Origin of the sequence: Catenuloplanes sp. NPDC051500 (assembly GCF_044454585.1) — a bacterium.
In the GTDB taxonomy this organism is placed as follows: domain Bacteria; phylum Actinomycetota; class Actinomycetes; order Mycobacteriales; family Micromonosporaceae; genus Catenuloplanes.
Genome location: NZ_JBITDX010000024.1, coordinates 22,883 through 41,312, shown reverse-complemented (window position 1 = coordinate 41,312; position 18,430 = coordinate 22,883). Strand labels below are relative to the sequence as shown.

Genomic DNA, 18,430 nt, shown 5'->3' with positions numbered 1-18,430 from the left:
CCGTTGTGGACAGCCGCCGCCGGCGGCTCATCCAGGTCCGGTGGGGATGCGCGGGATGACGGTGGCGCCCTCGCCGGGCTCGCTGGTCACGGTCGCGGAACCGCCGTGCGCCTCGGCGACCTTGCGGATGATGGACAGGCCCAGGCCGTTGCCGCCGGTCTGCCGCACCGCGCCTGTCAGCACACACGGTGGAGAGCCATCTCCGGTCGCTGTTCGTCACGTTCGGCGTCGGCAGCCGCGGACAGCTGGTCTCACGACTCGTCGGCGAGATCTACCAGCTGCGACAGGCGGCGGCCCCGGCTGGCACCGCACCGGGCGCGGCCGAACGCTCAGATTCCCGCCCGTCACCCGGCGGAGTCGGCCTCCCGGGCGTCGTTCCCGGTGGTGGCGGGCGGCAGGGTCAGGTCGCGGCGGACCGTGGACGCGTCCAGGCCGTAGCGGGCCAGCGAGGGCCGTTGCGGACGGTCGCCGGTGCGCGCGGTGTGACCGTCGCGCCGTGCCTCCGCGGTTGCGAGCCGTTGCCAGGACGGGGAATCCGCGAGTCCGAGCCGGGCCGCCACCCCCGCGGCCACGGGGACCGGCGCTTCGGAGAGCGCGGCGTAGTCGACGTCGACGAAGCGCCCGGGGTGGGCCTGCCGGACGGCCCGGGCGCGGGTGACCGCGGTGGTCCAGATCCCGAGCCAGGTGGCGCCGATCTCGTGCGGGTCGACCACAGTGTTGTAGAGCCGGCGGCTTCCCTCCATGAAGTAGCACCAGGACAGCAGGGCCGCCGCCGGATCGCGATGGGTCATGACGATCGTGGCGTCCGGGAACGTGTCCAGGACGACGTCGAGACGGCCGAGGTGATAGGGCGACTTGAGGACCCATCGGGCGGGGTCGTCGCGGGTCTGCATCGCCTGCAGCTGATGCCGGTAGTAGGCGTAGTCGGGCCGGACGTCCCGGTCGGCGTACCACGCGCGGTAGGCGGGCACCGGTACGACGCCGTCGAACTGGTCGCTGTGCGGGAGCAGGAACACGCACTCCTCGGGCCCGAACGGGTCGAGCGGGTGCACCGTCCGCATCTCGGGCATGCTGCGGTGGTACATCGAGGACATCCGGCGGGCGGCTTTGATCAGCTTCTCGTCCTCCCGGCCGAGCGAGGCCGGGCCCAGCAGCTCCCACAACGCCGGCGCGCGGACCGCGGGGTGCACGCCGAGCATGCGGTGCAGCACCGTCGTGCCGGTCCGCGGCAGGCCGGTGATGATGATCGGCCGATCGACCGGCCGGTGCGCGACGGAGGGATCCTGATCGAGCAGGTGCCGCATCCGCAGGCGGGTCTCCAGCCGCCGGGTAAGCTCCTCCTGGGTGCCCAGCCGCCCGATCGGGCTCAGCGCGGGTGCGGCCCGGATCGCGTCGGCCAGCACCCGCATGTCGTCGACGAAAACCTGATCATCGGTACGGGCGGGCAGGCCGGTACGCCGGCTCGCCGTCCTCTGCGCGGTCTCGATCGAGGCGCGCGGGCTCACCGGCCCCAGGACGGCGTTCAACGCCCCCACCCAGGAGGCCGGGCGCGGGCCGTCAGCGGCGGGACTCCTCATATGCCTCTCCCCGGGTGCGGCGCGACGAGCGAACGACATTCGACTGCCAGCGGGATCACCCGACGACCCTACCGACGGACACCGGCATCGCGCTCGGGGCGGACCTGCCCTGCGGTCTCGCGGCGGCGAGAGGCCCGCGCCCACCCCGTACCGGAGAGGGCGCGGGTGTGATCTTTCAGATGATGACACGTTCCTCGGTGACCATGACGGAGAGGTCGGCATGGACGAAGAAGGTCGACTCGTCGGGCTGGACCACCGTGCGGTAGTTCTCCGAGGAGAAGAAGGCGTCGTGGTCGGCCCAGGAGTCGAAGCAGATCTCCACCACGGCGTCCCAGCCGGGCGCCGGGTACTGCTCGGCGGGAACGGGGTGCGAGACGGTGTAGCGCCTGACGTACTTCGCCGCCTCGGGGATGGAATTGAACAGCGGCGCGTGACTCTCCCGGTGGTACGTGACGAACTCCTGGAACGTCAGGTGCGCGGCGCGCTTGACCAGGAACACAAATTTGATCATCGACTCTCCCCTATCGGATGTCCGGTGGGAGATACCGTAGAAGTTGACATTGATGTCAAAGGCAAGGCGTCGTGACGGGGCGCACACGAGGGATGAGGGCTGCGATGCGCATCGGTGAACTGGCCGCCCGGACCGGTGTCAGCACCCGGTCGCTGCGCTACTACGAGCAGCAGGGTCTGCTGGTGAGCACGCGTTCCGCGACCGGGCAGCGCCACTACGAGGAGGACCACATCGATCGGGTACGCACGATCCAGGCGTACCTGACCGCCGGGGTGCCGAGCCGCACGATCGCCGAGATGGTGCCCTGCATGGACAGTCCGAGCCTGCGCGAGGCCCGGCACGCCGCCGAGGTCATGGACCGCGAACGACAGCGGCTGTCGGAGTCCATCGACGATCTGACCACCGCCCGTACGGTGCTTGACGCCCTGATCGAGAGCAACAAGCGTTTCCTGCGCGCGCAGGAGAGGTCCCGCGCTCGCTGAACACACGTCCGTGGCCTCGGCGACCGCCACCACAGAGTGTACTTGCAGGTACATTTTCGGCTCATTAGCTTCGGCCGCATGAAAGCGATCGTGATTGAGAAGCCCGGTGGTCCCGAGGTGTTGCAGCTGCGGGAGCGGCCGATTCGCCACCCCGGACCCGGCGAGATCCTTGTCGACGTCCGCATCGTCGGCGTCAACTTCTTCGACACCGCCGTTCGTAGGAACGCCCTGTTCGAGGTGCCCGGATTCGAGGGCGTCGGCGTGGTGAACGACGTGGGCGACGGCGTGAGCACGTTCGCCGCGGGGGACCGCGTCGTGTGGCTGTATCTGGGAACCCACGCGAGCTACGCCGAGCAGATCGTGCTTCCGGCGGATCAGGTCGTGCGGGTGCCCGACACCATCGACGACGAGACGGCCGCGGCCGTCTACGTGCAAGGGCTGACCGCGCACCACTTCAGCACCGTCTCGCACCCGATCCGGGCCGGCGACATCGCCGTGGTCCACGCCGCGGCCGGCGGGGTGGGCATGATGCTCACCCAAATGATCAAGGCACGCGGAGGTACGGTCATCGGCCTGGTGTCGCGGCCCGAGAAGGTCGCGGCGGCCACCGAGGCGGGCGCCGACCACGTCCTGGTCTCCACCGGCGGAGCCTTCGCCGGCCCGGTCCGCGACCTGACCGACGGCAGGGGCGTCCACGTGGTGTACGACGGGGCCGGAGCGACCACCTTCGAAGCCTCGATGTCCGTGCTGCGCACACACGGAACGATGGTCTTCTACGGCCCGCTGATCGGGGAACCGCCGGTCATCCGGCTGAGCGACATTCCGCGCAGCATCAGCATCACCTACCCGGCGACCGACCACCACATCGAGACACCGGAACTGCTCGCCGCACACACCTCGGAACTGTTCGGACTCGTCGAGAAGGGCGACCTGACCGTACGCATCGGCGGCCGGTACCCGCTGGCCGAAGCGGCGAAGGCCCACGCCGCCATCGAGTCCCGCGGCACCTCGGGCAAGTTGCTGCTGATCGTCTGATCCACCGAGCCGCACTGTGCCCAGCGTGACACTTGAATCTGTACATCTGTACCTGCTACAAACGTACCAGGTACAGATGTACCGTTTCTGTGTAACGGAAGAACGAGGACATGACCGACAACCTCTTCGGCAGCTTCAACCTGCGCGGTCTCACTCTGCCCAACCGCGTGGTGATGGCACCGATGACACGAGCACGGGCCGTCACCGGCAATCCCGACGAACTGACGGTCCGCTACTACGGGCAGCGGGCCGGCGCGGGCCTGATCGTCACCGAGGGATCTCCGGTGTCCCACGAGGGCACCGGCTACCTGTTCACACCCGGTCTGTACACCGATGCGCAGATCACGGGATGGCAGCGCGTCACCACCGGCGTCCGTAAACGTGGCGGCCGAATCTTCGCCCAGCTCTGGCACGTCGGCCGCGCCTCGCACGTGTCTCTTCAGCCGGGCGGGGCCGCGCCGGTCAGCGCCACCTCGACGTCCTCGGGCTACACGGCCTTCGCCTATCAGCCCGACGGCGTTCCGGGCCGGGTGCCGGCGTCGGCGCCGCGCGCCCTGCACACGCACGAAGTGGTACGCGTGGCCGCCGACTTCGCCACGGCGGCGGCCAACGCGGACACCGCCGGCTTTCACGGCGTCGAGCTGCACGCCGCCACCCAGTATCTGTTCGAACAGTTCCTCAACTCCGAGGTCAACGACCGCACCGACCGGTACGGGTCACGCACCGTCGCGGACCGGATCCGCTTCACCCTCGAGGTGGTCGACGCCGTGACAGCGCGACTCGGCGCCCATCGGGTCGGGATCCGGCTGTCACCGTTCAGCACGGTCGGCAACATGCCCGCCGACGACCGGACGGAGGAGACCTATCTCGCGCTGAGCGGCGAACTCGCGGACCGCGGGCTGGCCTATGTCCACCTCATCGACACATCCGTGTTCCTGCCCGCCGACGACGGCTCCCTGACCCGGCGGATCCAGGCGTTCCTGCAGCGCCTCCGCGTGGAGCTGGGCGACACCCCCGTCATCCTGGCCGGCAACCTGACCCAGCAGAGCGCAAGCGAGCTGATCGGCCGCGGCGTGATCGACCTCGCGGCGTTCGGCCGCCCCTACCTGAGCAACCCCGACCTGGTCGAGCGTTTCCGCAACGGCAGCCCGCTCGCCACCGCCGACCCGGAGACCTTCTTCGGCGGCGGCGAGGCCGGCTACGTCGACTATCCGCCGGCCACGGACCCGGACACCGCGCGGCGGACGGCGGCATCGGAGCTCAACGCGCGAGTCATAGCGGAGTTCCGGGCCAACGGCGGCGAAGTCGGTGGTCGATTCACCGGCGCCACGATGCTCCTGCTCCACACCACCGGCGCCCACAGTGGCCGGACGCACGTCAGCCCGGTCGTCTACCTCGCCGACGCCGGACGCTACCTGATCTTCGGTACGAACGGCGGCGCGGACAGACACCCCGCCTGGTACCGCAACCTACGGGCGAACGCGGCCGCCACGATCGAGATCGACGGCACGACGGTCCCGGTGCACGCGGTGGAGTTGCCCGAACCCGAGCGCACCCGGCTCTTCGCCCGGCAGGCCGAACGCCATCCCGGCTTCGCCGACTACCAGGAACGTACGAGCCGCGTGATCCCGGTTTTCGCCCTTGAACCTCTGCGGCACCACACCCACCCGCGGTAAGCGGGGCGCTCGTCGCGTGGCGGCCGCGCACCTCTCCGATGCCACGCGCCCGGGTCGTCCGGTACTTTTGTGCCTGGTGCGAAAGCGCGAGGAGGGAGAGCCGTGAACGACGTACCGGGCGCGACAGTCCGTGGTCTGACCGTCCGTGGTGCGGCTCGTCGCGCCGCCCTGCTGGACGCCGCCGTCTCCGTCGTCGCGTCCGCCGGCTCCGGCAGCCTGACGCATCGGGCCGTCGCGGCGACGGCGCGCGTGTCGCTCGCCTCCGTGACCTACCACTTCTCCTCGATCGAAGACCTGCGCCGCTCACTGTTCGAGCATGCGCTGCAGATCATCGACGATCAGCTCACCGCCACGGCGGCAACCGGGAGACCTGACGAGCTGCCACGGCTCATGGCCGACTACGTCGTCGCCCTGGTGACCCGGCGGGGCGAGGCCGCCGCGGCCGTGCAGGAGCTGATCGTAGCGGCGATCCGCGATCCGGCCCTCAGGTCCACCTACCACGACCACCACCGGCGCGTCGCCGAACTCCTCACGCCGTGCGTCGGCGAACACACAGTCGGCCTCGCGGTCGCGGCCGCGATCCAGGGCCTGATCGTCACCGCCCTCACCTATCCCCGCGGCGACACCGGTGAACTCCACGCCGCCATCGTCGAGCTGATCAACCGGGTCAGCGCCGGCCACCTCACCAGCACCAGCTAGCTCGGCCTCCGACGGCCGGGCCGGCTGGCGCATGGCCGTCCACCTCGATCGCCGCGCCGTAGACGTTCTCGCCGGTCTCACGCACCACGCCTACGACGCGGAGGCCCACCAGGATCTCGACCGGGACGCTCACGTAGCCGCGGCCGATCGGTACCACCGGGCTTGTCGATCACGATCGTCTTCCTGGCGGCCACGCTGATCTCGCAAGAATGTACCTGCTAGTACAGTATGGGGATGGCCACCAAGAAAGGCGCCGCCACGCGACAGCGCATCATCGAGGCCGCCACCGCCGAGATTCGTGAGCGGGGTACGAACGCCACCACGCTCGACGATGTGGGCCGGCGCAGCGGCACCGGCAAGAGCCAGATGTTCCACTACTTTCCCGACGGCCGTGAGCAGCTGCTGCTCGCCGTGGCCGAGTTCGAGGCCGCCAACGTGTTCGACGGCCAGCAGCCCTACCTGGGCAAACTCGTCTCGCGTGCGGCCTGGGAGTCCTGGCGTGACCTGGTCGTCGGGCAGTATCGCGATCAGGGACGGTACTGCCCGCTCGGCGTGCTGATCGCCGACGTCGGGCGGCACAGCACTGCGGCCCAGGCGGTCACCGCACAGATGATCCGGCGGTGGCAGGAGTGCATCCGCGACGGCATCGTGGCCACGCAGGCGGCCGGCGAGGCAAACCCGGCGCTCGACCCCGACCGTACCGCCGCAGCGGTTGTCGCCGGTATCCAGGGCGGCGTCAGCGTCCTGATCTCCACCGGATCGGCCGACCACCTGGAGGCCGCCCTCGACCTGTGCCTCGACCACCTTCTGCTGCCCGATGACCGGGTGGCCGGCGTCGACGCCGGGAGTCCGCGCAGGTCATAAAGGGCAGGGCGGAGGGCGGCCGCCGGGACGCACCAGCCGGGACGCCCCGCCGACCAGGCTCGCGTCTCCACGGAAGCGACGCCACGCGTCGGATGCTTATCGAACACTTATCGAGCTGCCGCAGCCTTGAGGGACCCCTGCTGGAGCGCCGGTGGGGTCGAGGTCCCGGTGTCAGCCGGCGACCGCTTTCGAGGAGAAGAGCACGTGGACCTGCAACTCAGTGGCAAGACGGCATTCATCAGCGGATCCAGCCGCGGCATCGGTTACGCGACCGCCAGGTCCCTGGCCGGCGAGGGCATCGACGTGATCCTCAACGGCCGCAACCCGGAGACGCTCGCCAAGGCCGTCGACGCACTACGCCGCGAGGTGCCCGGCGTGTCCGTCACCGGCCTGTCCGCCGACTTCACAGATGCGGACGACATCGAACGGCTGTGCGACGCGCTTCCCGATATCGACATTCTCGTCAACAATGTCGGGCTCTTCGAGCTGAAGCCGTTCGCACTCATCTCCGACGACGACTGGCGACTCTATTTCGAGGTGAACGTGCTGGGCGGAGTCCGGCTCGCACGACGGCTCCTGCCCGCGATGCTGGAGCGGGGCTGGGGCCGGATCGTGTTCGTCAGCAGCGAGTCGGGAGTCAACGTCCCCGCCGACATGATCCACTACGGCACGTCCAAGACGGCGATGCTGTCGGTGGGCAACGGCCTTGCGAAACTCACCAAGGGCACCGCCGTGACCGTCAACTCGGTCCTGGGCGGCCCCACCTACTCCGACGGGGTCGCCGACACGGTCACGGCGATCGCCGCAGCGCAGTCGATCCCTGAGGAGCAGATGAAGGCGGCGATCATCGGCGGCAACCAGACGACCCTGCTCGGCCGTTTCATCACACCGGCCGAGATTGCACACGCGATCACCTTCCTGGCCAGCCCGCTGGCATCCGCGATCAACGGATCGGCCATGCGCGTCGACGGGGGCGTGCTGACCGCGCTTCTGTGACGGCCGCGCGCGTCGGGCACACCGTCGCGGCCGGATCTCCGCACTCTCCGGAACGCGGTTCCTGCCGCCTCGGCGTGCCCGCACGACACTCGCTCCTCTCTGTGGCGGTAGCCGTCGGGCCTCCGCGCCGGGAGCCGTTCGGCCTCGGCCTGATCGGGCCGCGGCATGACGTCCGCCGCCTCGAAGTCGAGGCGAACGGCACGACACCCCCCCGATCGCCGCCCACTCGGCGATCGGGGACGGCGTCGGCGAGTCGATCGGCATGGACGCCCGATACGGCCTCGCCGAAGCCCGGGTCGACCGCATCGCCGACAACGCCAAACCCAACAAAAGATCCATCAATCCAGATATGAGGTACGGGAGTTCGGCGAGAAGGCGCTTCGTCGTCTGCTCCGCTGAAGTCGGTGTCAGGCGGTCTGACCGGGTGCTTGTCGATGGTTTGTCACCGTGCTCGACGGCTGGCTGAATACCCGATGGCGAGTTGGCTGCCAGCACTTTCACGCCCTCCGCGCTACGGTGATGATCTCGGGTGACTCGGGTGTCAGCGGTGTTCGGTGCCAGTCGCCGTATTGGTCAAGGACGGTAAATCCCGTTGCTTCCAGTGAGCGCACGAGTGCGGTCGGGTCGCGGAAGGCGAGGACGTCGCGATCGACTTTCTCGTCATGGGTGTCGAGGTTGCGGGGGTGTCGTAGGCCACCAGCGGAAGCGACACCCATACGGTCTTGTGCCAGAAATCGATCCGGCCCTCCTCGGTGTCGAGTGTGCGCAGCGTGGCCTGCCGGCTCCATTGCTCCCATGCGCGGGCCGCGGGGTTTCGGGACTCGAAGGCCAGCGTGCCGTTCGGGCTGAGTGCGCGGTGCAGATCGTGCAGTACGGCGTTCCAGGCGCTGTCATGCCGGAAGACCTGCGCGACGTGGCCGGACATCACGGCGAAGTCCGCCGAGGCCGTGTCGGCGCGGTCGCTGAATCCGAGCCGCCAGTCGACCTCCTCGCCGTTCGACTTCTGCCGTGCCACCCGCAGCATCTCCGGGTCAGGATCGACGCCCACTGCCGAACAGCCTTGGGAGGCGAGAGGCCGCGTTAGGGTTCCGGTGCCACAACCGAGGTCCAGGATGCGGGTCGCCTGCATTTCGGCTGCGAGTCCGGCGTAGAAGCGGTAATCGCCATCGTCGGGGTTCAGGTCGCTGTATGCGGCGGCGAAGTCGAAGGCCATCAACGCAGTCACGCAGGTGCCGATGTCTCCCGCAACCGGAATATGACGCGAGAGCCGACCAGAGGTCAGCGCGGCTTCGGCTCGTCCGCCGAGTCCGGAGTCGCACGCACCGCGCTATCACGCCCTGCCGCCTCCCCCGCTCCGGAACGGCTTCCAACGACGATCGGCCCGCGCCGCGTCGTGGGCCGCACGTCCTGACGGCGGCTCGCCGGCGATCGCGCCCATCGTTCGCTTCCGGGCACCTGGCAGTAGAGCGGCCGGTACCACCGCGAGCATGGCGAACCCGCACAGCGCCCATACAGCGGCACCGCTCGTCCAGCCGCTCATAATTACGGCGGCGATCGCGATGCCAAGCGTCGAACCGATGTTCAGCGCGGTCTGCTTGAGACCGCCCACCACGCCCGCGTACGCCGGTGGGGCGTCGCCGACGACAGTGCCCGTAGCGGTCACCATCACGATCGCGTAACCCGCACCGAGCACGGCGGCGGTGAGGCCGACCGGCCCGAATTGCGCCAGTCCGGCAATACCGAGCACCACGAGCAACACCCCGGTGATCGCGGTACGGCGAGCGTCCCACCGGCGTAACGCCAAGCCGACCAGAGGCGCCCCGAACACCATGGCCATGGTCAGCGGTAGGACCTGTACGCCGCTGGCCAGGGCGCTCAGGCGTTGCCCGTCCTGAAGCATCAGGCTGGCCAGGAAGAGTGAGCCGAACAGGGCGGCCGCGGTGATGAGTAGCAGGCACATCGACGCCATCACCGGGCGGGAGCGGGCGACCGCTGACGGCACCAGTGCATCCGCATCCTGCCGCTGTCGTCGCACCAGCAGGGCCGCGAGCACGGCTGCGACGGCCAGCTCGCCCAGGATCACGGGTCCGTTCGCACCGGAGGTCGAGACCTGGGTCAGCGCGTGCACCAGGAGCCCGAGCGAAGCGGCCATCAGGGCGGATCCGATCAGGTCGAGGCGTGTGGGGGCCGGCCGTTCCGTGGCCTTGAGGTCCTTCACCGAGACGGCCGCGACCACGATCAGCAGAGCGACCGGGACGTTGACGACGAACACCGAGCGCCAGCCGTATTGGTCCACGAGTGCACCGCCGAGTACCGGGCCCAGCGCGGCGGCGATGCCGATGCCGCTCGTGCGGATGGCCACCGGCGTGCTGAGCTTGTCCGGCGGATAGGCGAACCGGAGCAGGGCGAGGGTGGCCGGCTGCAGAAGGGCGCCGAACAGGCCCTGCACGGCGCGGCAGGCGATCACCCAGCCGATGTCCGGGACGACCGTGATCGCCACCGAGGCGGTCCCGAATCCCGCTGCGCCGATCAGCAGGAGACGGGCGTGACCGTACCGATCGCCGAGCCGGCCACCCAGCACCAGCAGCGACGCCACCGCGACCAGGTAGGCGGTGCTGGTCCACTGCACGTCGACGACAGATGCGTGCAGATCGCGGAGCAGACTCGGTTGAGCTATCAGCAGGGCCGTGCCATCGAGGGCGACCATCATGGCCCCGAGAACGCTGGCTATCAATGCCACGAAACGATGCATGCCCGAAGCTACCAAGGAGGAGTAGACACTGTCTACTCGCAGTTGATAGGCGCCCGGTGGGATGCGGCAGAGCAGGCTTACGGAACGAGGCGGTCGGCGACGACTCCGGTGGCGGCCTGCTTGACCTGGTAGTCGATTGGTGAGACCTCAAGTGATCGCAGGCCCGGAAGGTCACCGAGGCCGGTGGTGGTGAGCTCGTAGAGGGCGCCCAGGTCACGGCAGTTCGCGACGGCCAGCACGTTGTCCCGGCCGGAGACGGCGGTGGCGAACGGGATGGCGGGATCGAGGGCGAGTGCCCGGCCGGCGGCATGCACCTGGGCCGGGTGGATGCGCAGGAGCAGGACGGCGCGGGTATGCAGGCCGAGGGCGGCCGGGGAGATCTCGACATCGATGTGGACGACGCGCCGCTCGATCAGCGCCTGAAGGTGGCGGGCGGCACGGCTCGGCGTGAGGTCCGCAGCGGCGGCGAGGGCGGACAGCGGGGCGCGGCCGTCGACGGCCAGGGTGGCGAGCAGCTTGTCGTCAGCGGCCTCCAGGGTGGCCGGAGTGGTCGCCACGACCGGGGATTCGACGACGGGGGGATGACCCAGGGCGGCCTCCTCCCGCGGGGTGAGGACGCCGGACAGAGTGGCCCAGTAATGGCCGCGCCCGCCGACGAACTGATGCAGGATCACGGCCGCGCTGATGTCGAGGACGGCGGCGGTGCGGGGCAGGCGACGGCCGATCAGGTCGTCGCGGTCGACGGTGGTCCGGGAGCGGACGGCGCAGGTGATCTCGGTGCCGGCCGCGCCGACCGCGATCCAGTTGACGTCGTCGCGCCGGGCGAGGCCTGTGGTGATCGCCGGGACGCTGTCGGGGCGGCACCGCAGCCGTACCAACCAGCGGCTCTGGCCGAGCGCGCCCGGGTCGAGGACGCCGGCGACGTGCACGACCCCGTCGGCGTGCAGGCGCAGGTATCGGCGGCGCACCGCGCCCTCGGCGAGACCCAGGACGGCGCCGATCCGCGCATACGACGCCCGCGGGTCGAGCTGGAGAGCACGAATGATTCGCACGTCATCGGGCTCAAGAGTGCCGGATTCAACCACCGATGATGCTTCCACAGCCCGAATCTTACGAACGCTGGCTCGTCGGCGGGCAGAGAGGCGAGGCTTCCGGCGTACCCGGGAAGGGGTTTGATGATCGCCATAGAGGAACATTGGCAACTGCCTGAGGTCGCCGCCGAGGTGCGGGCGCTCCCGGAGCAGCGCGGTGATGCGAGCGTCATGTTCGACGAGATCGACGACAACGCGGAACGACTGGCCGACCTCGGTGACGCCCGGATCGCGTGGATGGACGACCAGGGCGTAGACATCCAGATTCTGTCCCTGACGCCGCCCGGCACCCAGCCGCTCGACCCGGCGCCGGCTCGCCTGCTCAGCCGGCGCGCGAACGACATCGTCGCCGAGGTCATCCGGCGCCATCCGGCTCGGCTGCGCGCCTTCGCCACCCTGCCGATGGCCGACCCGGAGGCCGCCGTCGCGGAGCTCGAACGGACGGCGGGCCTCGGCTTCGTCGGGGCGATGCTCTACGGGCGGACCGGACCGACGCCGCTCGACGATCCGCGCTACAACGAGCTGTGGGCCACCGCCGAGGCGCTGCGGCAGACAATCTTCATTCACCCCCAGATTCCGGCGGGTACGGTCCGGCGGGCGGCCTACAGCGGCTTCGACCCACTGACCGACCTGGGGTTGGCGACCTTCGCCTGGGGCTGGCACGTGGAGACCGCGCTGGCCGCGTTGCGGCTGATCGTCCGCGGCACCTTCGACAGGCATCCCGGCCTGCAGATCGTGCTCGGCCACTGGGGCGAACTGCTGCCCTTCTGGACCGGTCGCGCCGACAGTCTGTCCGCGATCGCCGGGCTGGACCGGAAGGTGTCGGACTACATCCGCTCCAACGTGTACCTCACCTGCTCAGGAATGCTGGATCCCGCCTTGCTGCGGCATGCCGTGGCGGTCACCACACCGGACCGGCTGCTGTTCTCCACCGACTACCCGTTCCAGCGACCGTCCCGGGCGGAGATCGGCGCATTCCTGGCCGAGTTCCCGACCGATGAGGCCCGCGAGCTGTTCGCCACCGGCAATGCCCGCGCACTGTTCGGCATCTCATAACAACGGAGGAGGAGGACCATATGAGGACCACAGTGGTGCTGGGAGGTGGCGGGACCGTCGGTGTCGCCTGGCAGACCGGCCTGATCATCGGCTTGGGCGAGGCCGGCGTGGACCTCGCGGGGACCGCGGAGATCGTCGGAACCTCCGCAGGCTCACTCGTCGGCGCGTTGCTGGCGAGCGGCCGAGACATGACCGGAGCCCTCGCCATGCTGAAGGCGGTGGGAGAACGGCTCGACGCCGGCAACCTCGCGGCCGGCTCCGACGGCTTCCAGGACGCCTCCCGCAGGGCAGCGTCCGCCACCGACCCACGGCCGACGCTACGCGAGATCGGCTCGGCGGCACGGAAAGCACCTGTCACGCTCACCGAGGACGACTACCTCGGCCTGTTCGGCGTTCTCGACGGTGAGACCTGGCCGCCGGGCTTCCGGTGCACCGCGGTCGACACCGACACCGGAGAGCTTGTCGTGTGGGGCGAGCACTCCCGGGTGCCGCTGTTGCACGCGGTCGCCGCCAGTTGCGTCGTGCCGATGCTCTTCCCTCCGGTCACCATCGGCGGCGTGCGGTACATGGACGGCGGCATCGTGAGCCGGTTGAACGTCTCGGCCGCACCCCGCTCCGACGTGCTCGTGGTGGTGTCCTGCCGGCCGCTGGACGGCGCGGAAGCGACCGAGGTCGACAGGCAGCGCGGGTCTACCCGGGTGGTCACCGTCGAGCCCGACTTCGGTGACCTCGGCACCCCGGCCCGCATGATGGACCCGGCGGCCACCGCTCTCGCCTTCCCGGTCGGCAGGCGCCAGGCGGAGCATGCGGCAGCCGCGATCCGCGCCGCCCGTAATGGTTTGATGTGGCGGAGGTAGCGCATCAAGTATCAATCCACTGTAGATACCGTTGGCGGATGGACGAGATCACCGAAGCCGAGGCGGCACGGATAGCACGTGGGATCCCGCTGCTGGCGGCGCGGATCGCGGACGGGCCCGCCGCACGGCTGGGACGGCTGGGAGCACCGGACGCGCAGAGGCCGGACCCGGCGCGGCAACCGCACCTGCCGGCCGGACCGTGGGCAGCGGGTGCGACGCGTCCGATCGGGCAGGCGCTGGGTACTCTCGGCCGGGACATCGACCGGCTGCTGGGTGCGTTGGAACTGGCCGTGCCGCAGTTGGACGGGCCCGACCTCTCCGCGCACGTCACCGCGCGCACCGCGACCCGGTATTTCGCGATCGGCGGTGAGGGCCACAACAGTGAGGCGTTGACCGCGGCGACGACGATGATCGCCCTGTACCCCGGGCTCGACGACCTGGTGGTCGCGCTCACCCGGCGGTTGGCCGACCGGCTCGCGGACGCGCTGCCCACCATTCCGGACGGTGCTGACGAACAGGCCTTGGCCGCACGGCACGGTGCCGGGTACGTCGCGCTCGCGGTGTGCGTGGCGGACGCGCTGCTGCCGGACACGCCCGCGGGCCTGAATGTCACACGGCCTGTCGCGGTCGTCGGGCTCGGGCTCGGCGCGGCCGCGGTGCTGCTGCGCGAGGCGCCGATGCCGGACGCCTACCCGGCGGCGCTGCTGGCCCGGATCCGGGCGGAGTACCTGCTGCCGCGGTACGACCACGGCTACGCGCGCGCGACCGGGCACCGGTTCGCGCTGGCCGAGGGCGACAGGCTGCCGGACGGCGGTGACTTCCGGGAGACGGGCCTGGTCGCGGCCGTGGACGGCGGCGCAGTGATCCGCACCGGCATCGAGGGCGGACCGGTCAACGTGACGGTGAGCGTACGGGCGGATCCGCCGGGGACGCCCGAGGACGGCTGGGACGAGATCGCGGAGGTGAGCTGGCACGCGGCCGAGGGGCGCGCCTCCGTGCTCCCGATCGACCATCCCCGGCACGGCGCGCTGATTCGGGTGACACCGCCCTGGCCAGGTGACTACCGACTGCGCGTGCACGCGCGCGGCCGGGACCGCGAGGACGGCGGCACGGAGTCGTACTCCCTGGAGGTGTGGGCCGCCCCGCCCGCGCCGGCACTCGTGCACCGCAGCACGGACCGGCTGGGTGCCCGGCTGCGCGGCGAGCCTGAGCCGTCCGTGCCGCCGGAGTGGGCGTACCGCTGGATCCACGCCTCCCGGCTGCAGGTCGCGGCCACCGTCACGGTGGTGGTCGGACTGACCGCGCAGGAGGTGCTTCGCGTGTTCGGCGCCGACCCCGGTGACCCACGGCCCTACCCGCACGACAATACGGACAGCGCACTGCTGTCCGTACTGGAGACGCCGGAGGCGGTGCTGGTCGTGGAGGACAACAACTACCGGGGTTCGCACCACGAGGTGCTGACCGCGCTCTCCGTGAACGGCCTGGCCGGGAGCATGTTCTGGAACGTCAACGCGCTCGCCCGGCTGTCATTGGCCGAGGACGGCCGGGAGTTGGTCTCGTTCGAGCCGTCCCCCGACGTGGAGATCCCGAAGGAGGTGGCCGACGTGCTGGACGGCATCACCTTCACCGGAGGTGGGACGATCGAGAAGTGCCTGGTCGCGGTGGAACGGTTCACCGGCCGCGGCATCACGCGGACCGACCTGGCCGCTATCGAGGAGGCCGGAGTCGCGTACGCAGCCCCCGAGCCGCCCCAGTCAAGCGCGGACCACGCGACGCGGGACGCCGCTGAAACAGGTGATCGGTGACCGTCCACTTGAGCGCCGGCCGTTCATGAATTCTCCCGGCTGCCACCGGATCGCTGCCGGCCGGCGGACTTGCGTGGCCCTGCTTGGATATACGCATCAACGCTCCCCTAAGGAAGGTTGTGCGTGAACACAAGACTTGTGGCATTGGCGGCGGGGGCCCTGATGGGAATGGCCATGGCCACACCCGCACTGGCGAGCCCGGGCACCGGGACGCCGTCCGCGCGGCAGTACGAGGCGGTCGGGCTCGGCTCCTATCAGGGCGACTTTCTGGAGCCGGCGGCACTCAACAACCACCGTGACATCGTCGGCAGGGTGGGAGGCCAGCCGTTCCTGTGGCGTTCCGGCGAGGTGGAGACCCTGGCGGTCCTCACCATGGGTTCAACTGGCGAGGCCTTGGACATCAGCGACAGCGGCCACATCGTCGGCGCGTCGACGACCGACGGTGTTCAGCACGCGGTGTACTGGAAGGCCGACGGCTCAGTGTGGGAACTGCCCGGCCTGGGCGGCCCGTTCAGCGTCGCCCGTCAAGTCAACGAGCGCGGCGTGATCCTCGGCGAGGCGATGGATGCGGACGGCAATTGGCACTACGTCCGGTGGGACGACAGGGTCGTCACCGACCTGGGTGCGTTCTCCGGGGACGTCAGCACCTCCGGCATCAACGGTGCGGGTCAGATGGTCGGGACGGCGCCGTTCGGCTCCAGCCGCCACGCCGCCCGCTGGGAGGCCGACGGCACGCTCAACGATCTCGGCGTCGTGGCCGGCACCACGATGAGCTGGGGTAACGCGATCAACGACCACGGCGTTGTCGTCGGCGAGGCCAGCAACGGTGGCATGGGTGATGTCACTGTCGCGTTCAGTGCCGATGGCGCCGAGAGTTCCGTGCTACCGGTCGCCGACGGCTACAGCGCTACGGCGCTCAAGATCAACAATGCCGGCCTGATCATCGGTCAGACGTTCGGCGGGCTTGCGGAGTCCAACCCCACCATGTGGGTGGACAGCGTCCAAGTGGACCCGAAGTCAGTCGGTGTCGGCACGCCGCTGATCAAGGACCTGAACGACAATGGCGACCTGATTGGCGGCTTCGGCGGCATGCAGACCGGTGAGGCGTACCTCTACGTCTGATCTCCACCGCACCGGATCCCACGTGGAGGACGACTACCTCGCGATTTCACCGTTGCCGGCCGGCACGTGACCGCCATCGTCCACGACGAGGCCACCACCGGTGTGGTTCTGGTCCCGCCGCCGACCGGACGGCGGATGTGCGGGTCTCTTTCGGCATGGGCGCGTCCGGCGCTGGCAGGGCACCCTTAGCCCTCGGCGAAGCCCGGTCGTCGGTTGGGTCTCCGTTAGATCGAAATCCGCCCCCGGACAGACCGGGGAGGCAGCTGCACTATCGAGCTGGATCCCTCGGATGCCGGACGCGCCCTCGTGACCGTATAGACGTCGATGTCGGGCGACCAGAGGGGTGCCGTCGGCTCGCATCGCGCACTCGTGCCGCCGACCAGGTGCCGGTCGGCGGCACGGGAGCGCGCGTCGGAAGCCTGCCCGACGCGCCCTCATGCGAACGAGAGTGGGTGGAATCGACGTCTGACTTTCCAGCAGCCGCTGTCCAGGGACAGTTGCACGCCGTCAACACGAGCGGACCCAGGGCCATTGCGTAGTCGCGTGGCGGGTCTGTGACCAGGGGGTTCGAGGCGTGATTGGCCTCTGTGGAGGCGAAGAAGGCGGGTGGGACCGCGTAGGTGATCATGGAGTTGCGACGCTTCAAGACCACCAGAAAGACCCCACCCGCCAATGGCATCATCTCTCATCCCCGCACTCGCCGTAACAGCACCCACCCTTATCGCCCCGGCTACGCCGATCACCGAAGGTGAGCATGGCGGGCTGTTGGAGGTGCTGGCTGCAATTCCTGATCCTCGTGATCCGCGCGGGGTCCGTTACCCTCTGACATCGTTGCTCGCAGTGGCGGTCTGTGCCGTTCTCGCCGGGGCGTCATCGTTCGCGGCGATCACCGACTGGCTGCGTGACCTCGACGAAAGCGGGCAGACCCGACTCGGATTCACCAGCGGGATCCCGGCCGGCACGACCGTCTGGCGGCTCCTGACCCGCCTCGATGACAGGCTGCTCAGCCGGATCCTCGCCGGCTGGCTTCACGCCCGCACCTCACCGCCCGCGGCCCGCCCGGCCAGGTATCGGACGGTCATCACCATCGACGGCAAGACCCTGCGTGGTGCCCGCCCCGACGGACGACAGGTCCACCTGTTGTCCGCCCTGGACACCAGCATCGGGATCGTCCTCGCCCAGGTCACCGTCGATGCGAAGAGCAACGAGATCCCGGCGTTCACGCCGCTGCTCGATGCGGTCGAGCGGGTCCTCGGAACTCTGGCCGGGGTCTTGTTCACCGCCGACGCGATGCACACCCAGACCGGTCACGCCGACGAGGTCCACCGCCGTCACGCTCACCTCCTCGTCCAGGCGAAAGGCAACCAGCCGACCCTGCTCGCCCAGCTCAAACACCTGCCCTGGGCACAGATCCCGGCCGGAGACCGGACCCGCGACCACAGACACGGACGACGTGAGACCCGCACCGTCAAAGCCGTCACCGTCGCCACACCCGGCGGCATCTTGTTCCCGCACGCACAGCAGGCCATCAGGATCACCCGCACCCGGATCGTCAACGGCAAGACCAGCAGAGAGACCGTCTACCTCGCCATCACCCTGTCCGCCGGCCAGGCGACAGCCCGTGACCTGCAGGCCTGGATCCGCCGCCACTGGCATATCGAAAATCGGGTCCACCACGTCAGGGATGTGACTTTCCGTGAGGACCAGCACCAAGCCCGGACCGGGACCGGACCCGCCATCCTCGCCACACTCCGTAACACCGCGATCGGCTGGCACCGCACCACCGGCGCCACCAACATCGCCCGCGCGACCCGCCGGGCCAACCGCCGCTCACACGACCTGATCACCGCCGTGACCAGCAGCTAACCGACAACGCAATGGCCCTGCGAGCGGACCGGCCGCCTACA

The 18,430-nt window shown here is 69.7% G+C and carries 17 protein-coding genes; 11 read left to right on the top strand and 6 right to left on the bottom strand.

Annotation, left to right across the window (positions count from 1 at the left end; genetic code table 11):
• Nucleotides 1-27: 27 nt before the first annotated feature.
• The 3 genes from ACIA8K_RS34265 to ACIA8K_RS34255 all read right to left on the bottom strand — a co-directional run bounded on the left by ACIA8K_RS34265 (nucleotide 28) and on the right by ACIA8K_RS34255 (nucleotide 2,088).
• Nucleotides 28-183, bottom strand: coding sequence for an ATP-binding protein (locus ACIA8K_RS34265; protein ID WP_396066923.1), 156 nt, complete (start codon nucleotides 181-183; stop codon nucleotides 28-30).
• A gap of 161 nt (nucleotides 184-344) precedes the next feature.
• Complete coding sequence (locus tag ACIA8K_RS34260) at nucleotides 345-1,577, bottom strand: sulfotransferase family protein (RefSeq protein WP_396066921.1); 1,233 nt, start codon at nucleotides 1,575-1,577, stop codon at nucleotides 345-347.
• A 175-nt stretch (nucleotides 1,578-1,752) separates the two neighbouring features.
• Entirely contained in the window at nucleotides 1,753-2,088 is a 336-nt protein-coding gene (locus ACIA8K_RS34255) for an EthD domain-containing protein (protein ID WP_396066919.1), read from the bottom strand.
• A gap of 104 nt (nucleotides 2,089-2,192) precedes the next feature.
• On the opposite strand from ACIA8K_RS34255, the gene ACIA8K_RS34250 reads away from it, so the two are divergent.
• From ACIA8K_RS34250 to ACIA8K_RS34225, 6 genes are all read left to right on the top strand, one after another.
• Complete coding sequence (locus ACIA8K_RS34250; protein WP_396066917.1) at nucleotides 2,193-2,570, top strand: MerR family transcriptional regulator; 378 nt, start codon at nucleotides 2,193-2,195, stop codon at nucleotides 2,568-2,570.
• Nucleotides 2,571-2,648: 78 nt separating this feature from the next.
• Nucleotides 2,649-3,605 (top strand): quinone oxidoreductase family protein, encoded by a 957-nt coding sequence (locus ACIA8K_RS34245; RefSeq protein WP_396066915.1) that lies wholly within the window; start codon nucleotides 2,649-2,651, stop codon nucleotides 3,603-3,605.
• 110 nt (nucleotides 3,606-3,715) lie between these two features.
• Nucleotides 3,716-5,281: a nitroreductase/quinone reductase family protein gene (locus tag ACIA8K_RS34240; RefSeq protein ID WP_396066913.1), complete on the top strand. Its 1,566-nt coding sequence runs from the start codon at nucleotides 3,716-3,718 to the stop codon at nucleotides 5,279-5,281.
• A 102-nt stretch (nucleotides 5,282-5,383) separates the two neighbouring features.
• The gene (locus tag ACIA8K_RS34235; protein ID WP_396066911.1) at nucleotides 5,384-5,980 is read left to right on the top strand and encodes a TetR/AcrR family transcriptional regulator; all 597 of its coding nucleotides are present in this window, start codon (nucleotides 5,384-5,386) and stop codon (nucleotides 5,978-5,980) included.
• A 234-nt stretch (nucleotides 5,981-6,214) separates the two neighbouring features.
• A complete protein-coding gene (locus tag ACIA8K_RS34230) occupies nucleotides 6,215-6,844 on the top strand; it encodes a TetR/AcrR family transcriptional regulator (RefSeq protein WP_396066909.1) in 630 nt (209 codons plus the stop codon).
• Nucleotides 6,845-7,048: 204 nt separating this feature from the next.
• Nucleotides 7,049-7,840: an SDR family NAD(P)-dependent oxidoreductase gene (locus ACIA8K_RS34225; protein WP_396066907.1), complete on the top strand. Its 792-nt coding sequence runs from the start codon at nucleotides 7,049-7,051 to the stop codon at nucleotides 7,838-7,840.
• Nucleotides 7,841-8,381: 541 nt separating this feature from the next.
• On the opposite strand, the gene ACIA8K_RS34220 is transcribed toward ACIA8K_RS34225, so the two are convergent.
• The 3 genes from ACIA8K_RS34220 to ACIA8K_RS34210 all read right to left on the bottom strand — a co-directional run bounded on the left by ACIA8K_RS34220 (nucleotide 8,382) and on the right by ACIA8K_RS34210 (nucleotide 11,644).
• Nucleotides 8,382-9,053 carry a class I SAM-dependent methyltransferase gene (locus ACIA8K_RS34220; protein WP_396066905.1) on the bottom strand — a complete coding sequence of 224 codons (672 nt, stop codon included), beginning with the start codon at nucleotides 9,051-9,053 and terminating at the stop codon, nucleotides 8,382-8,384.
• 117 nt (nucleotides 9,054-9,170) lie between these two features.
• Complete coding sequence (locus ACIA8K_RS34215) at nucleotides 9,171-10,547, bottom strand: MFS transporter (RefSeq protein ID WP_396066903.1); 1,377 nt, start codon at nucleotides 10,545-10,547, stop codon at nucleotides 9,171-9,173.
• A gap of 122 nt (nucleotides 10,548-10,669) precedes the next feature.
• A complete protein-coding gene (locus ACIA8K_RS34210; protein ID WP_396066901.1) occupies nucleotides 10,670-11,644 on the bottom strand; it encodes an Lrp/AsnC family transcriptional regulator in 975 nt (324 codons plus the stop codon).
• A gap of 123 nt (nucleotides 11,645-11,767) precedes the next feature.
• Between ACIA8K_RS34210 and ACIA8K_RS34205 the strand changes: the two genes are divergently transcribed.
• The 5 genes from ACIA8K_RS34205 (at nucleotide 11,768) to ACIA8K_RS34185 (ending at nucleotide 18,389) form a co-directional block, all read left to right on the top strand.
• Nucleotides 11,768-12,739 carry an amidohydrolase family protein gene (locus ACIA8K_RS34205; protein ID WP_396066899.1) on the top strand — a complete coding sequence of 324 codons (972 nt, stop codon included), beginning with the start codon at nucleotides 11,768-11,770 and terminating at the stop codon, nucleotides 12,737-12,739.
• A 20-nt stretch (nucleotides 12,740-12,759) separates the two neighbouring features.
• A complete protein-coding gene (locus ACIA8K_RS34200; protein WP_396066897.1) occupies nucleotides 12,760-13,596 on the top strand; it encodes a patatin-like phospholipase family protein in 837 nt (278 codons plus the stop codon).
• Between the two features lie 38 nt (nucleotides 13,597-13,634).
• Nucleotides 13,635-15,401, top strand: coding sequence for a DUF6461 domain-containing protein (locus ACIA8K_RS34195; RefSeq protein WP_396066895.1), 1,767 nt, complete (start codon nucleotides 13,635-13,637; stop codon nucleotides 15,399-15,401).
• A 174-nt stretch (nucleotides 15,402-15,575) separates the two neighbouring features.
• The gene (locus ACIA8K_RS34190; RefSeq protein ID WP_396066893.1) at nucleotides 15,576-16,523 is read left to right on the top strand and encodes a hypothetical protein; all 948 of its coding nucleotides are present in this window, start codon (nucleotides 15,576-15,578) and stop codon (nucleotides 16,521-16,523) included.
• Nucleotides 16,524-17,195: 672 nt separating this feature from the next.
• Nucleotides 17,196-18,389 carry an ISAs1 family transposase gene (locus ACIA8K_RS34185; RefSeq protein WP_396066891.1) on the top strand — a complete coding sequence of 398 codons (1,194 nt, stop codon included), beginning with the start codon at nucleotides 17,196-17,198 and terminating at the stop codon, nucleotides 18,387-18,389.
• Nucleotides 18,390-18,430: the final 41 nt, after the last annotated feature.

Coding starts and splice junctions, on each gene's coding strand:
- ACIA8K_RS34185 (WP_396066891.1), top strand. CDS start 17,196: ATGGCATCATCTCTCATCCCCGCACTCGCCGTAACAGCACCCACCCTT.
- ACIA8K_RS34220 (WP_396066905.1), bottom strand. CDS start 9,053: ATGGCCTTCGACTTCGCCGCCGCATACAGCGACCTGAACCCCGACGAT.
- ACIA8K_RS34200 (WP_396066897.1), top strand. CDS start 12,760: ATGAGGACCACAGTGGTGCTGGGAGGTGGCGGGACCGTCGGTGTCGCC.
- ACIA8K_RS34195 (WP_396066895.1), top strand. CDS start 13,635: ATGGACGAGATCACCGAAGCCGAGGCGGCACGGATAGCACGTGGGATC.
- ACIA8K_RS34255 (WP_396066919.1), bottom strand. CDS start 2,088: ATGATCAAATTTGTGTTCCTGGTCAAGCGCGCCGCGCACCTGACGTTC.
- ACIA8K_RS34230 (WP_396066909.1), top strand. CDS start 6,215: ATGGCCACCAAGAAAGGCGCCGCCACGCGACAGCGCATCATCGAGGCC.
- ACIA8K_RS34205 (WP_396066899.1), top strand. CDS start 11,768: ATGATCGCCATAGAGGAACATTGGCAACTGCCTGAGGTCGCCGCCGAG.
- ACIA8K_RS34190 (WP_396066893.1), top strand. CDS start 15,576: ATGGCCACACCCGCACTGGCGAGCCCGGGCACCGGGACGCCGTCCGCG.
- ACIA8K_RS34260 (WP_396066921.1), bottom strand. CDS start 1,577: ATGAGGAGTCCCGCCGCTGACGGCCCGCGCCCGGCCTCCTGGGTGGGG.
- ACIA8K_RS34245 (WP_396066915.1), top strand. CDS start 2,649: ATGAAAGCGATCGTGATTGAGAAGCCCGGTGGTCCCGAGGTGTTGCAG.
- ACIA8K_RS34215 (WP_396066903.1), bottom strand. CDS start 10,547: ATGGTCGCCCTCGATGGCACGGCCCTGCTGATAGCTCAACCGAGTCTG.
- ACIA8K_RS34240 (WP_396066913.1), top strand. CDS start 3,716: ATGACCGACAACCTCTTCGGCAGCTTCAACCTGCGCGGTCTCACTCTG.
- ACIA8K_RS34250 (WP_396066917.1), top strand. CDS start 2,193: ATGCGCATCGGTGAACTGGCCGCCCGGACCGGTGTCAGCACCCGGTCG.